Here is a 12,177-nt window from a genome sequence, read left to right on the forward strand (position 1 = left end):
CGGCTCTGAAATCCGCTACCCGCAAAGGTAGTAGAGATGTTCCAGTAAAATGCGATTAAGCTTCGCGCTCTCCCGTTCTCTTAACCTAGATGTAATACGGGAAACATGTCTCAAATATCCTCATATCTCATTAGGACACGAGCGATTCTCGGCAACACACACGATGTTGTTTGTTGTTGTGTCGGCGATATTTCTTAAGGCTTCGTTGGTCAGAAATGCTTGGTGGGACGTAAGGACCACATTTGGGAACGTTGTGAGGCGAGCCAGCATATCATCCTGGATCCCTTCATTAGATTGATCGGTAAAGAAGATACCCTCTTCCTCCTCATAGACATCTAAGCAAGCTCCACCGATGCGATGTACTTTCAACGCCTCTACCATTTCCTTTGTATCGATCAAGGCTCCACGGCCCGTGTTGATGATAACCACATTGGGCTTCATCATTTCGAAGGCATCTTTGCCGATCATGTGACGAGTGTTCTCTGTGAGTGGGCAATGCAACGAAATCACATCGGCACGCTTAAACATCTCCTCTAAGCTTACATAGGTCGCATATTTTTTGACCGCCTCATTCGGATACGGATCATAGGTCAAAATCTCGCAGCCAAATCCTTTCATGATTTGCGCAAAGACTTGTCCGATTTTTCCCGTGCCGATAACACCGACAGTTTTTCCGTGCAAATCAAAGCCTACCAGACCTTCTAGAGAGAAATTCAATTCGCGCACGCGAGCGTGAGCGCGATGAGTTTTGCGATTTAAAGTCATCAAAAGAGCCAGAGCGTGCTCTGCCACTGCGTAGGGAGAATACTCGGGAACACGCACGACACGAATTCCTAGCTTCTTAGCTGTTGGCAAATGGACGTTGTTGAAACCCGCACAGCGCAAGGCTACTAGGCGGATACCGATTTTATGTAATTCAGTGAGCACTTTCTCACTCAACACATCATTCACAAAACAGCAGATTGCTTCGTAGCCTTTGGCAAGTTGAGCAGTCTGTTCAGTTAAACGAACTTCCAAAAAATCATACTCGATACGGCCGCTCTGTTGAGCTGATTTGAAAACACACTCTTCATATTTTTTCGCACTAAAGAAAGCCACTTTCATATCGGTATCCTCTCGTTGACGTCGCTACCATACCTCTCTTGTTTAGTAAGAGCTATCTTTTAAAGTTTGACTTGGCTTATTCACAATTGTTACGAATAAAGAACCCCATGGAGGGAATGTATGAAAATGTTTTTCGCTGCTTGTTTCCTGTTTGCTTCTCTGAATTCTTTCGCCGCAACTAAGAACGCTTCCGAAAAACAATTCTCCTGCACTGCAGAGGTTTTCGAGTCTTTCGACGACGGATCTGTACGCGTTGAGAAAATTCCACTGACGGTGGAAATGAATAATCCTGCCCGCATCATTATTGCTGGCGATCTGGATAATCGAGCTTTCACTTTAAATGGTCCTAAAGAAGGTCCTTATCTAATCAGCATCACAGAAGGCCCTGAATATAATAAAGGCTCTATCTCTACGGCTGAGTTCTCTGCTGAAGGTCGCTTGCAGCTATCGACGGTTAAGGGACCTTTGGTTCATAAGATCGAATGCTTCCGTAAATAAAGTCACCCCGTAACCCATCAAATTCACTCGAATTTTGGTCAATTTTGACAAAGGACTCATTTGCGTTTATATTTAACTTATTAGTTAATTAACCGATAGGTAAAATATGGATCAGTTAAGTCAAACATTCCAAGCCCTGGCCGACCCGACAAGACGAGCGATGCTTGCCAAGCTCTCTCAAGGCGAAGCCAGCGTCACTGATTTAGCCAAACCGTTTTTGAAAGAAATGAGTCTGCCAGCAGTCACAAAGCATTTAAAAGTTTTGGAGAAAGCCGGGCTTGTAACGAAAACTAAAGAGGCGCAGTGGCGTCCTTGTAAAATCAATGCCGACGGTCTGCGCGATGTCGCGGACTGGATGGAGCACTACCGAGTTTTCTGGGAAGAAAGTTTTGATCGCTTAGATGCCTACTTAAAAACCGTCACCGCCAAAGAAAAGCCGAAAGGGAAGAAAAATGGTCGCAAAAAAAAGTAATTCCAACGAATTAAAAATCACGCGTATCTACGATGCTCCAGTAAAAGCTGTTTGGGATGCTTGGGTCGACCCAAAGCAAGCCGCAAAATGGTGGGGACCGCGCGGTTTCACCATCACTACTCATAGTAAAGATCTGCGCGTTGGCGGCCACTGGGCTTACACTATGCATGGACCAGACGGTGTGGACTATGAAAACAAGACTATCTATCACGAAGTCGTCGATCAAAAACGCATGGTCTATGACCATGGTGGCAATGACGATCGCCCTCCCCTCTTTCGTGTGACTGTGACTTTCGAGCCAGTTAAAGGTGGTAAAACGAAAATGGACATGACCATGACGTTGCCAACACCTGAGGCTGCTGCTCAGACTAAAAAATTCGTCAAACAAGCTGGCGGCAATGGAACTTGGGATCGCTTGGCAGAGTATCTGGAAGAGCAATCTTCTGGTAAGCAAAAGTTCGTCATCAACAGAACTTTCGAAGCACCTATTCAAACCGTATTTGATATGTGGACTAAGCCAGAACATTTCAAACAATGGATGGGACCAACGGGTTCTACGATGGATATTGTGAAGGCTGATATTAAAGTGGGTTCCTCGTTGATGTACTCGATGGGACATCCGCAAGGTATGATGCTTCACGGTCGTATCAACTATCAGGAAATTTCAGCACCGAATCGTTTGGTTTATACTCAGCAATTTACTGACGATAAATTTAACCCGACCCGTGCGCCGTTTGATGGTAATTGGCCAATGACGATGCTAACAACTGTCGAGCTTGCCGAAGAGGACTCCGGCGAAACTCGTATCACACTTACTTGGGAAGTCGACGGTGACTACACAGCCGAAGAACTTGCTACTTTCGTCAAAGAAAAAGGCGGCATGACCCAAGGTTGGACTGGATCATTTGATAAGCTTGAAGAGTACATCGCTAGCCACACTCACTAGAGTGCCCAGCACGCCTCCATGAACAAGGATGCGTAACGCGATTGGAAAGTTTTGAACCCTCCCGTATGCATGGATCATCGTGGGCGCCATACCCACAAAGCCCACGATGAATCCTTTCAGCCATGGCTGCACATCCCAAGAAATAAATGGAATTACGAGGCCGAGTAGAATCCAAGTCGCAAATACCGACATGATTGAATAGCGATAAGCCGGAGGTTTGGTTTTCGCATCCTTCAGCATAGGAATAATATCTAACAACCCCGCCACAAGACCGATACCTAGCGCAATTATGATCTGAACTAACATATGAATTCTCCCGGATGTTTGCTATACTGTAGCTCTTGTGAGGTTTGAAATGAAGTTGATTTCTTGGAACGTCAATGGTTTGCGTTCAGTGCATAAAAAGAATTTCCGTGAATGGTTCGAAGACGCGAAAGCCGATGTGGTTTGCCTTCAAGAAATCAAAATCACTGATGAAGCTATTAAAAAAGACGAATCCTTTTATCACCCGGCAAAATATCATTCTGCCTGGGCATTTGCAGAAAAGCCTGGTTACTCGGGCCTTGCTCTTTATTCTAAAAAAGAACCCGATGATGTGCGCATTGGCTTAGGTATTCCTAAATTTGATAGCGAGGGCCGCTGGCTCGAAGCTGACTTTGGCCCGATTACTGTTATCAATAGCTATTTCCCAAATAGCCAACGCGAGCACACTAGATTGCCATTTAAATTGGAATTCTGTGCGGCGGCGGAAAAGCGTCTGCAAGCCCTCCGCAAAAAGGGTCGCGAAGTAATGATCTGTGGCGATTTCAATATCGCCCACAAAGAAATCGATCTTAGAAATCCAAAGACCAATATGAAAAACGCAGGATTTCTTCCTGAAGAGCGCGCTTGGATGACTAAATTTCTGGATAAGCTTGAGTGGGTGGATAGCTTCCGTAAATTCGAGCAAGGACCTGATCACTATACTTGGTGGAGCTATCGCCCTGGTGTTCGCGAAAAGAACGTGGGTTGGCGACTTGATTACTTCCTAGTGAATAAAGAAGCTTCTGATCGCTTGAAGGCAGCGGCCATTCGTCCCGATGTTATGGGATCAGACCACTGCCCTGTTGTTCTTACTTTGAAGAAGTAATTACGAGTTAGCTTGAACTGCTTTTTTAACGGCCTCTTCCAAACTTGTTAGAGGTCTTCCGATAAGTTTCTTTAAATCATCAGATGTCGTGTAAAGATCTCCACGAACAATGCCTTCATCTGAGTCTGCCAGAATATCCGCGAATCCTTGAGGCACGCCAAAGCTTGCAAGTAATTTAGAATAGTCCGGAGCTGGCATATCTTTGTATTCAATTTTTTTGCCGCTAACTTTGCTCGTCAGCGCTGCTAACTCAGTCAATGTAAACGCATCTCCGCCCAACTCATAAGTTGCATTCTTAGCCGGAGGATTCCGAATCACTGCTACTATAGCTGCCGCATAATCCGAACGAGTGGCTGCGCTGATTTTTCCATTCTGGGCAGCTCCAGCGATCACGCCACTTTTCAAAGTATTACCGAATTGCTCAGTGTAGTTTTCAATATACCAGCCGTTTCTTAGGAACGCGTGATGAATGCCTGAGTCTTTGATCAAGTTTTCAGTCACTAAATGCTCTTTCGCCAAGATCATTTTGCTAGTATCAGCTTTAAGGATGCTCGTGTAAGCCACAAACTTAACGCCTGCTTTTTTAGCCGCGTTGATAACGTTCGTATGTTGAGGTACGCGTTGACCTGCTTCGCTGCCAGAAATGAACAATAATTTCTCAACGCCTTGAAGGGCCTTGGTCAATGACTCTGCATTTCCGTAATCAGCCTCGCGAACTGCGATTCCTTTTGAGACAAGGTCTTGAGCTTTCCCCTTATTTCTAACTACCGCTATAATCTCGCTGGCTTTTGTGCCTTTGTTTAAAAGCGTCTCAACTGCCAATTTACCCAAATGTCCTGTAGCCCCTGTAACTGCGATCATAAATTCTCCGATCTCTATAGGTGATTAATAGGAACTAGTGGTATACTAACGCTAGTACTAACTTAATGTAAGTACGCACTATTTTGTTACTGTCCCGGTTTTTGATAAACATAGGAGTTTCAAGTGGTTACAAAAAAGGAAAAACCAGACAAAGTCGCTCCATGCCCGGTTACCAAAACCATGCAGGTTATCGGTGGAAAATGGAAACCTATGATTATCTATAACTTGTTATCAGGGACAAAACGCTTCAATGAATTGCAGCGACTCTCTGGCAATCCATCGGCGCGTGTGCTGACTTTACAGCTTCGCGAACTTGAAGACGACAAAATCATAAAACGACATGTCTTTGATCAAATTCCGCCGCGCGTAGAGTACTCGCTCACAACTAAGGGCAAATCACTTAATAATATTTTGGAGATGATGGCAATCTGGGGCAAAGAGCAGCGCTAGCTACTCTGCCTTATAGTTACTGATATTTTCAAAAAGCTTAGACATCTTATGATAAAGATCGGCGATGTTCTTTTCAGGATTTTTGCCAGCGAGCATAGCATTCTCTTCGATCTTTTCAATACAACGCAAATCATGGCAGATCAGATATGAACTGCTGACGTTCGCACTCATCGCTACCGATAAGAATCCAATATCCTCGGATGTGCCGTAAGCATGGCACCAGCTACAAAGTCCACCCACGGGCTCACCTGTTGAAGGAGTTCTTTTGAACGCAACACCTTTAGGCATATCCCAGTTGGGCATTTTAAATACTAGATATGTATAAACTCCTGAAGATTCTTTCCAGGTAAAATAAGAACGAACATTGAAAGGAAACTTAAGCCCGTCGGGCAGCACTAACTTCTTTTGATCACGAAGACGAAAACATTGAGTCAGTTCTTCCGCCGAAGAAATTGAAAATGAGCTCTCAACTTGGAAGTTTGAAACTTGTGATTGCATAAAGTCCCTCTTCTCACATGGTATACTACAAACTGTTATAAGTCATGCAGACCGTCCAGGTAGCCACGACTACACTGGAAGGATGAAAATCCTCTTACTTATTACTTTTATCACAATCGGTACTCCTATGGCTATGGCTGAATCTGAATGGAGCTTCGGGGCCGACGTCTCAATGAGTGATCAGTACTTTCCAGAAGAATATGGTGAGGATACCAACAACAATCTTTTAAAAATCGAGATTGACCCCCTTGTGCGCTGGAAACACGGCGAACGTTGGCGCTTTTATTTAAAACCGGTGTTGGTAGCGGATCCAGACAACAAATCCAGCGAGGAAAAGTTTTTCGCCGACCCCACAGAGGCCTATATAAAGTTTAAAAAAGATGTGCTGACCATTTCGGCTGGCTATCACGTCGTCACCTGGGGTGTAACGGATGGCTATAATCCTGTGGATTTCATCAATCGCAAACAAATCTATGACCCGATTCGATCTAAAAAACTAGGCGCCGCTTCAATCATCGTTTCGGAATCCTTAAAATGGTTCGACTATGACTTTATCTATATCCCGAGAGCCACCACTTCACTTATGCCGGGCGAAGAAAGCCGCTGGCTTCCAAGAGAAGTATTCATCCCGCAGGTTCCTCAGAATAATCTCGTTCTAATTCTTCCAGAAAATCTGCGCTATCACTGGGGCACAGAACGAACCCTAGATAATGCTCTCGACAATAACTTTGGATTAAGACTCCAAAAATCATTCTCGATCTTTGATATCTCGATCTCAGGTTATGATGGAGCCGCACCCTATCCTATCATCGAACCTCAGGTGACCGGAACGATCACGCAGGTTTCACCCAAAACGGTGATCGAGGTTGATCCCGACGTGTATTTAAATCGTAAAGAACACCGTATACGGCAGGGAGGATTCACTCTGGTCAGCAGGCAGTGGGACTTTTTGTTTAAATACGCAACCAGCTACACATCGGATCACGGTCAGTATTACAACTTACCCGGATGGATTCACGAAAGTGTTGTCGGCCTAGAAAAAACTTTTAATTTTAGCGATGCCATGTTGATTGGGATTCTGCAGTACTCGTTCCTAGATACCGAGAGAAAGAATGATTCCAATATCTCTATCACCGAAATTTTTAGGGCTGCTTGGATGGCAGGTGGGAGACTTACCTGGAAAGAAGTTTGGAATGCTTCCTTCCTAGGCCTCTATGATACTGTTCACTATAGCTACTATTTACAAGCAAGCTTAGGGCGAAGATTCTTTGATTCATGGAATGTCAGCCTAACAGCGGACTCCATTGCTGGGAGCAGTGAAAATCCGCTGGGCCTGTACTCAAAGAATGACTCCTATCTTCTGACTATCAGCCGTTCCTTTTAGGGAGCCAGCTGCAGAAGAAGATCCGAATTAGACATTGTCGATGCTTTCTTAATTTTTAAGTTCACACCCTCTGTCAAAGGAATAGCTGGTAAAGCAAAGCTCATCGTCTTATCAGAGATCGCACCCAATGCCTTACTCTCGATAGTTGAGGCAGCAAAACGCGTTTTCGGAGAGTATTTTTTTACATAAGACGAATCCCAAGAGTATTTAAGATCCAAGCTCGTGTTGGTGAACTTAACGCTCGCCTTACTGTCAGCCACACCCACCGTAACATTGCTTGAGAACGGAACGATGAAGTTCATAAAAGGAATATACTTTCCATTTTTTGGAGCCTGCATTTGTGAAAGCAAATTCATCCCCACTTGATACTTCAAACCCGATCCTGTGACTTTTGGATCTTTATTGGAATACACATTAAATAAGAACTTCGATGACTTTGGATAATCCATTAACTCTGGCCATACAAACCACTGCATGAATCGCGAGTTCATTAAGCTCGATAAACCAGAAATTTGAGTTGAATAGAACTGATGCACCCAAGTATCCGCAGAATAAGCCTGAACCATGAGTTCTTTAGCCAGGTCTTTGGGAACTCGGATCGCTGCTTGCGACGATGAGCCATAATTTGCGGCATCTTTAGATAATGTTAATGTCTTAGATCCTGATTTTGCGCGAGTAAACGTGATAAGCAAACGGCCCTTCACAATCGCCCTATCAGGATTAGATTCATCAAAGCTGTCTACGACCATGCTCATATTAATATCTGATCTGGCACTGACCAATGTACGTGGTTTAGAAAAGTCAAAAGACCAGCTACCAAGGTACTGATTTAAATATGAGAGCAACAGAGCTTTCTTAGGCGTGACGAATGCTCCTGAATCATTAGATATCTGAGTAATTTGTTCGTTCACGATATTTTCAAAGCCTTCAGCTCCCGTGCAGTTAAACGCTCCCACGGTCCATGCATTTGGCTGCCAAGCAAGATCCACGTCTTCAATGCGGCCTCCAGCTTCGTTAGCATCAACTTCTGGGGACACAGAGACAGCGAAACTACCAGCACCTGGTTTCATATTCAAAGTCACGTTTGAACACTCTGCTTGCAGATGAAAACGTCCAGTGATTCCATTAATAGTCTGTTCAATCCACTGATCTACGGAAACGCTAGCAATAGTCATTTGCGCGGAAAGATCTTTTGATTGAAGGATCACTTTTGTTTCACCATTACTCAGATTTGGTTTTTGCAACTGAGTTTTCAAAGCAAGCGACAAACCTTTTAGCTGAACTTGCACTCCTTGCTGTGCTTCAACTAATTGATCAGGAAATTGCCAATTTGCTTGGAATTCCTTATTTACGAGAGTTTTCCATTTTTCCTCAATGAGATTTTGTTGGAACTGCTTTGGTAAAACTATCTCAAACTCTGATTCAACAGTGGCAGAGGAAAAAGCCTGCTGTGAAAACAGAAAAGCAGCAAATACGAAAAGACTTTTTGTGATTTGCTTTTTTGTCATGGTTCTAAATTACGGTTGTTCTCGAAAAATCTAAAGATACTTTTTATAAAAGGTCTAAATAAGTACAACCTTTCTCCTGTGACTTATTTGTTCGGATGCATTCTCATTTTTCACTCTAGAATTAGGTCCAACATCGAAAAACTTTTTTACTTTTTTTGCCAGATTTTTTCATTCACGTGTTTAACTAACACTCTGTTCATCATCTAAACGTTTTCCAGCACATTTTAGGGAGAGAAAATTTGTCCGATAGATTTATCTGGCGCTAACTTAGTTAAAGGACTCAGCGATGAAGCGAATGTCTTTAAAAATATCTTTGAAAACCACGGCCATCGCCTCTTTGCTGGGTGTGATTCTAATAACACTTATTAGCTTGTTTGCTCTACCTCGCTTAACAACACAGTATAGTCTGAAGCAGTTTTTACCTAAAGATAATGCCCTTTTAAAAGAAGACGAAAAGACTCGTCAGACTTTTCAACTGTCTGAGGTTCAGCCATTTATTATCACCGCGAAAGTTAAAAACGATAATGGCGACTGGTTTAACCCTAAGAGTATATCTGATCTTGAACAACTGACTCAGTTAGTAGCTCACTTTCCTGGAGCTAGAAGCGCCATCAGTCTTGCCACAGTTCAAGGTGCGATCACTAATGACTCAGGTCTTAGCGTTGGACCTCTATTAAAAAGTCTTCCCCAAGACAAATGGAAGTCAGAGAGCTTTTCAAATCCGATTATCTCCCCCACTTTAATATCTAAAGACGGCAAGACAGCTTCTGTTGTCGTCAACATCAATCGCCTGGATTCTAAAGAGATCGTAGCTCTACGTCAGAACCTAGAAGTCACTGCTGCGGCGTCTTTGCCATTTGCTGATGTAAAAATCGGCGGAACTCCAGCGGTACAGACCGATGTATCAGCGCTCCTTCAAAAAGAGCTTAAGAACTTTGTGGTATTGGGATTCATCGCCTGCTTCGTGGTGCTGTCTCTCGTCTTCTCTAATTTCTCTCCTTTGATTATTTCATTCATCATCATCATCTGTGCGAACATCTTAGTTTTAGCTATTATGGCTATTGGTGGATTTCCGTTCTCAGTCTTATCGACGACGATTCCTATTCTGACTACGGTTGATGTGGTTTCTCTCTGTATACATACGCTTCTAAGGTATGCCGAAGAAAAGAAAGCACTTCCTCACGTAAGCCACGAGCAACTTGTTAGGAATACACTCAAGGCAATTTGGAAACCGAACCTCATTGCCTCAACAACAACGATGATTGGATTCTTGAGCTTACTTACTACCAACGTTCCTTTGATTAAGGATTATGGTGTGACGGCTGCGATCTCCATTACCGTAGGTTGGGTTGTAACTTCAGTCTTGATGCTTCCGTTGATGTTGTTTTTGCCTGGTGCAAAAGCACGTGGTTGGGCATGGGCGAAAGCTCGCTGGGGTCTTTACTTATTCCGTCGCAGCGGCCTTTGGACAATGGGAATCATCATTGTATCGCTGGGTTTGGCTTTCAAAGGCCAAACACTCTCATGGTCTGCGAAGCTATTTGATGATTTGCCACAGAACCACCAGGTTAGGCTTTCTACAGAAACTATTGATCGTGAACTCGGCGGTATGATTCCTGTCGATATTGAAGTGAGCGGCCCAGCCGAAGCGTGGAATGATCCCGTTCTAATAAAGAAGCTGGATACTCTCTCTAATGATATAAGAGCGACCCAAGGGGTCGGCAGTGTCGTGAGCCTGCCCGATCTTATTGCAGCAGCGAACTTAAATCATTCAAGACTTCCTGCGAGCAGAAGTTCCACGGCGGAAATATTTTTCCTTTACTCTTTGCCGAGTGAGAGTCCCCTTAAGAACTTTCTGAGTGCAGAGAGTTCCAAGGCACGTATTTCAGTGCGCACTCAGGACTTACCTGGCAATCAATTGCACAGCCTGGTCGAAGACATTCGTTTAAAAACTGAGACAGCATTTCCAGATATGAAGGTCAATGTCACCGGTATGGGATCAACGATTCATCACCTGAATAATGATCTATCCCATGAACTGATATTTGGATTCTGGCAGTCCATGATCGCGATTATTTTCGTTCTGATGTTTGTCTTCCGATCTTTAAGATGGTCGCTGGTTGCTTGCATTCCAAATCTAGTTCCGCCGGCTGCACTTCTGGGATTCTTAGCAGTCTCTGAAACTCCGATTAAACCAAGTGTGGCGATCATTTTCTCTATTGCTCTGGGCTTGGCATTTAACAACACCGTTTATCTGTTAGAACGACTTCGTGCTTTGCAACTTAGTACGCGCAGTAAAAAACTAGATATTGAAAAGACACTGTGGCTTGAGGGCAACCCTTGCCTGATCTCTAGTCTCGTCTTGCTTTCAGGATTCTCGGTATTTATGGCATCGTACTTTGCCATGAATCGTATCTTTGGCTTTTATATGTTGTTGTCGATGGCCGCAGGTCTCGTCGGTGATTTGATTCTTTTACCAACTATGCTGAAAAGTTGCCCATGGCTTCTTCGCCCAGTAGCGTGGAAAAAGGAGAAGGTTATGGCAACAACAGGCGCAGTGATTTTGGCTTTTGTTCTTATATTCACAACTCATGACTCTGTGGCGGCAGTGCCTCCGGGTATCACCGCTGAACAGATCGGCAAAGAGATGAGTTCACGCATCACTACCAAAGATGAATCGTTTGTCGCTGAGCTAAAAATTATCGAGGCCGATGGCTCCAGCAAAGAACGCCAAATGCAAATCTGGCGTATGAGCCCCGCTAAAAAAGATCACTCCATGATGGTAAGAATGCAAAAGCCAGCCGACCTAAAAGGTACGGCCTTACTTGCAACTCTTAAGGGAGAAAAAGAAGATAAATGGATCTACTTGCCATCCTCTAAGCAAGTTCGTCGCCTGACTGGAGAAAACAGCAAAGGCGGGATCTTGGGATCTGAGCTTAGTACTGAAGATTTCGATTTCAATCGTGATACATCGGCGTCAACGACTATAAAAAAAGAGCTCGAGATCAAGGGCAGCAAAGTTTACGTTTTAGAAAGTGACGTCTCTAGCACATCTCCGAACTACTCAAAAATCGTGAGTTACGTGTCTGCTAAAGAATTCTTACCTCTAAAGGCTGAGTGCTTCGATAAGCAGTCTAAACTTTTAAAAACGATCGAGTTCAGTGATTATAAAAAAATAGCTGGCGGAAAATTCCGCGCAGGTAACATTAAAATCCGCAATGTGCAGAATAATCGCGGAACGGAAATCAAATTAACAGATTTTAAAATCAATCAAGGCCTCAAGGCCTCAGCGTTCTCTCCGAAGTCGCTATCTGATGACTGATTAAA

At 43.9% G+C, this 12,177-nt stretch carries 12 protein-coding genes; 7 read left to right on the forward strand and 5 right to left on the reverse strand.

Translation table 11 applies throughout. The features are described from left to right. Positions 1–120 precede the first annotated feature (120 nt). Positions 121–1,104, reverse strand: a complete 984-nt coding sequence (locus ACLVWP_RS17605) for a 2-hydroxyacid dehydrogenase (RefSeq protein ID WP_413558969.1) — start codon at positions 1,102–1,104, stop codon at positions 121–123. A gap of 120 nt (positions 1,105–1,224) precedes the next feature. Here ACLVWP_RS17605 and ACLVWP_RS17610 point away from each other — a divergent pair, with 120 nt between their 5' ends. The 3 genes from ACLVWP_RS17610 to ACLVWP_RS17620 all read left to right on the forward strand — a co-directional run bounded on the left by ACLVWP_RS17610 (position 1,225) and on the right by ACLVWP_RS17620 (position 3,020). After that, entirely contained in the window at positions 1,225–1,602 is a 378-nt protein-coding gene (locus ACLVWP_RS17610; protein WP_413558970.1) for a hypothetical protein, read from the forward strand. Positions 1,603–1,708: 106 nt separating this feature from the next. Then, entirely contained in the window at positions 1,709–2,074 is a 366-nt protein-coding gene (locus tag ACLVWP_RS17615) for an ArsR/SmtB family transcription factor (protein WP_413558971.1), read from the forward strand. Further along, the gene (locus ACLVWP_RS17620; RefSeq protein ID WP_413558972.1) at positions 2,055–3,020 is read left to right on the forward strand and encodes an SRPBCC domain-containing protein; all 966 of its coding nucleotides are present in this window, start codon (positions 2,055–2,057) and stop codon (positions 3,018–3,020) included. Before ACLVWP_RS17615 ends, ACLVWP_RS17620 begins: the two co-directional genes overlap by 20 nt. On the opposite strand, the gene ACLVWP_RS17625 is transcribed toward ACLVWP_RS17620, so the two are convergent. After that, positions 2,976–3,326 carry a hypothetical protein gene (locus ACLVWP_RS17625; RefSeq protein ID WP_413558973.1) on the reverse strand — a complete coding sequence of 117 codons (351 nt, stop codon included), beginning with the start codon at positions 3,324–3,326 and terminating at the stop codon, positions 2,976–2,978. The genes ACLVWP_RS17620 and ACLVWP_RS17625 overlap by 45 nt on opposite strands. A 49-nt stretch (positions 3,327–3,375) precedes the next feature. Between ACLVWP_RS17625 and ACLVWP_RS17630 the strand changes: the two genes are divergently transcribed. Continuing rightward, entirely contained in the window at positions 3,376–4,149 is a 774-nt protein-coding gene (locus ACLVWP_RS17630) for an exodeoxyribonuclease III (RefSeq protein ID WP_413558974.1), read from the forward strand. Here ACLVWP_RS17630 and ACLVWP_RS17635 read toward each other — a convergent pair whose 3' ends face one another. Continuing rightward, positions 4,150–5,010, reverse strand: a complete 861-nt coding sequence (locus tag ACLVWP_RS17635) for an SDR family oxidoreductase (protein WP_413558975.1) — start codon at positions 5,008–5,010, stop codon at positions 4,150–4,152. A 180-nt stretch (positions 5,011–5,190) separates the two neighbouring features. Between ACLVWP_RS17635 and ACLVWP_RS17640 the strand changes: the two genes are divergently transcribed. Next, entirely contained in the window at positions 5,191–5,460 is a 270-nt protein-coding gene (locus ACLVWP_RS17640; RefSeq protein WP_413561591.1) for a winged helix-turn-helix transcriptional regulator, read from the forward strand. Here ACLVWP_RS17640 and ACLVWP_RS17645 read toward each other — a convergent pair whose 3' ends face one another. Beyond that, a complete protein-coding gene (locus ACLVWP_RS17645; protein WP_413558976.1) occupies positions 5,461–5,958 on the reverse strand; it encodes an FBP domain-containing protein in 498 nt (165 codons plus the stop codon). 82 nt (positions 5,959–6,040) lie between these two features. Here ACLVWP_RS17645 and ACLVWP_RS17650 point away from each other — a divergent pair, with 82 nt between their 5' ends. Further along, positions 6,041–7,342, forward strand: coding sequence for a hypothetical protein (locus tag ACLVWP_RS17650; RefSeq protein ID WP_413558977.1), 1,302 nt, complete (start codon positions 6,041–6,043; stop codon positions 7,340–7,342). On the opposite strand, the gene ACLVWP_RS17655 is transcribed toward ACLVWP_RS17650, so the two are convergent. Further along, positions 7,339–8,850, reverse strand: coding sequence for a hypothetical protein (locus tag ACLVWP_RS17655; protein WP_413558978.1), 1,512 nt, complete (start codon positions 8,848–8,850; stop codon positions 7,339–7,341). The two genes, ACLVWP_RS17650 and ACLVWP_RS17655, sit on opposite strands and share 4 nt — an antisense overlap. A gap of 286 nt (positions 8,851–9,136) precedes the next feature. Between ACLVWP_RS17655 and ACLVWP_RS17660 the strand changes: the two genes are divergently transcribed. Continuing rightward, the gene (locus ACLVWP_RS17660; protein WP_413558979.1) at positions 9,137–12,172 is read left to right on the forward strand and encodes an outer membrane lipoprotein-sorting protein; all 3,036 of its coding nucleotides are present in this window, start codon (positions 9,137–9,139) and stop codon (positions 12,170–12,172) included. The last annotated feature ends 5 nt before the right edge of the window (positions 12,173–12,177 follow it).

This window comes from Bdellovibrio sp. HCB209 (assembly GCF_047306065.1).
GTDB lineage: Bacteria > Bdellovibrionota > Bdellovibrionia > Bdellovibrionales > Bdellovibrionaceae > Bdellovibrio.

Bases quoted from the DNA above. Each gene is read 5' to 3' on its own strand.
- ACLVWP_RS17650 (WP_413558977.1), top strand. From the start codon at position 6,041: ATGAAAATCCTCTTACTTATTACTTTTATCACAATCGGTACTCCTATG.
- ACLVWP_RS17610 (WP_413558970.1), top strand. From the start codon at position 1,225: ATGAAAATGTTTTTCGCTGCTTGTTTCCTGTTTGCTTCTCTGAATTCT.
- ACLVWP_RS17630 (WP_413558974.1), top strand. From the start codon at position 3,376: ATGAAGTTGATTTCTTGGAACGTCAATGGTTTGCGTTCAGTGCATAAA.
- ACLVWP_RS17635 (WP_413558975.1), bottom strand. From the start codon at position 5,010: ATGATCGCAGTTACAGGGGCTACAGGACATTTGGGTAAATTGGCAGTT.
- ACLVWP_RS17640 (WP_413561591.1), top strand. From the start codon at position 5,191: ATGCAGGTTATCGGTGGAAAATGGAAACCTATGATTATCTATAACTTG.
- ACLVWP_RS17615 (WP_413558971.1), top strand. From the start codon at position 1,709: ATGGATCAGTTAAGTCAAACATTCCAAGCCCTGGCCGACCCGACAAGA.
- ACLVWP_RS17645 (WP_413558976.1), bottom strand. From the start codon at position 5,958: ATGCAATCACAAGTTTCAAACTTCCAAGTTGAGAGCTCATTTTCAATT.
- ACLVWP_RS17625 (WP_413558973.1), bottom strand. From the start codon at position 3,326: ATGTTAGTTCAGATCATAATTGCGCTAGGTATCGGTCTTGTGGCGGGG.
- ACLVWP_RS17660 (WP_413558979.1), top strand. From the start codon at position 9,137: ATGAAGCGAATGTCTTTAAAAATATCTTTGAAAACCACGGCCATCGCC.
- ACLVWP_RS17655 (WP_413558978.1), bottom strand. From the start codon at position 8,850: ATGACAAAAAAGCAAATCACAAAAAGTCTTTTCGTATTTGCTGCTTTT.
- ACLVWP_RS17605 (WP_413558969.1), bottom strand. From the start codon at position 1,104: ATGAAAGTGGCTTTCTTTAGTGCGAAAAAATATGAAGAGTGTGTTTTC.
- ACLVWP_RS17620 (WP_413558972.1), top strand. From the start codon at position 2,055: ATGGTCGCAAAAAAAAGTAATTCCAACGAATTAAAAATCACGCGTATC.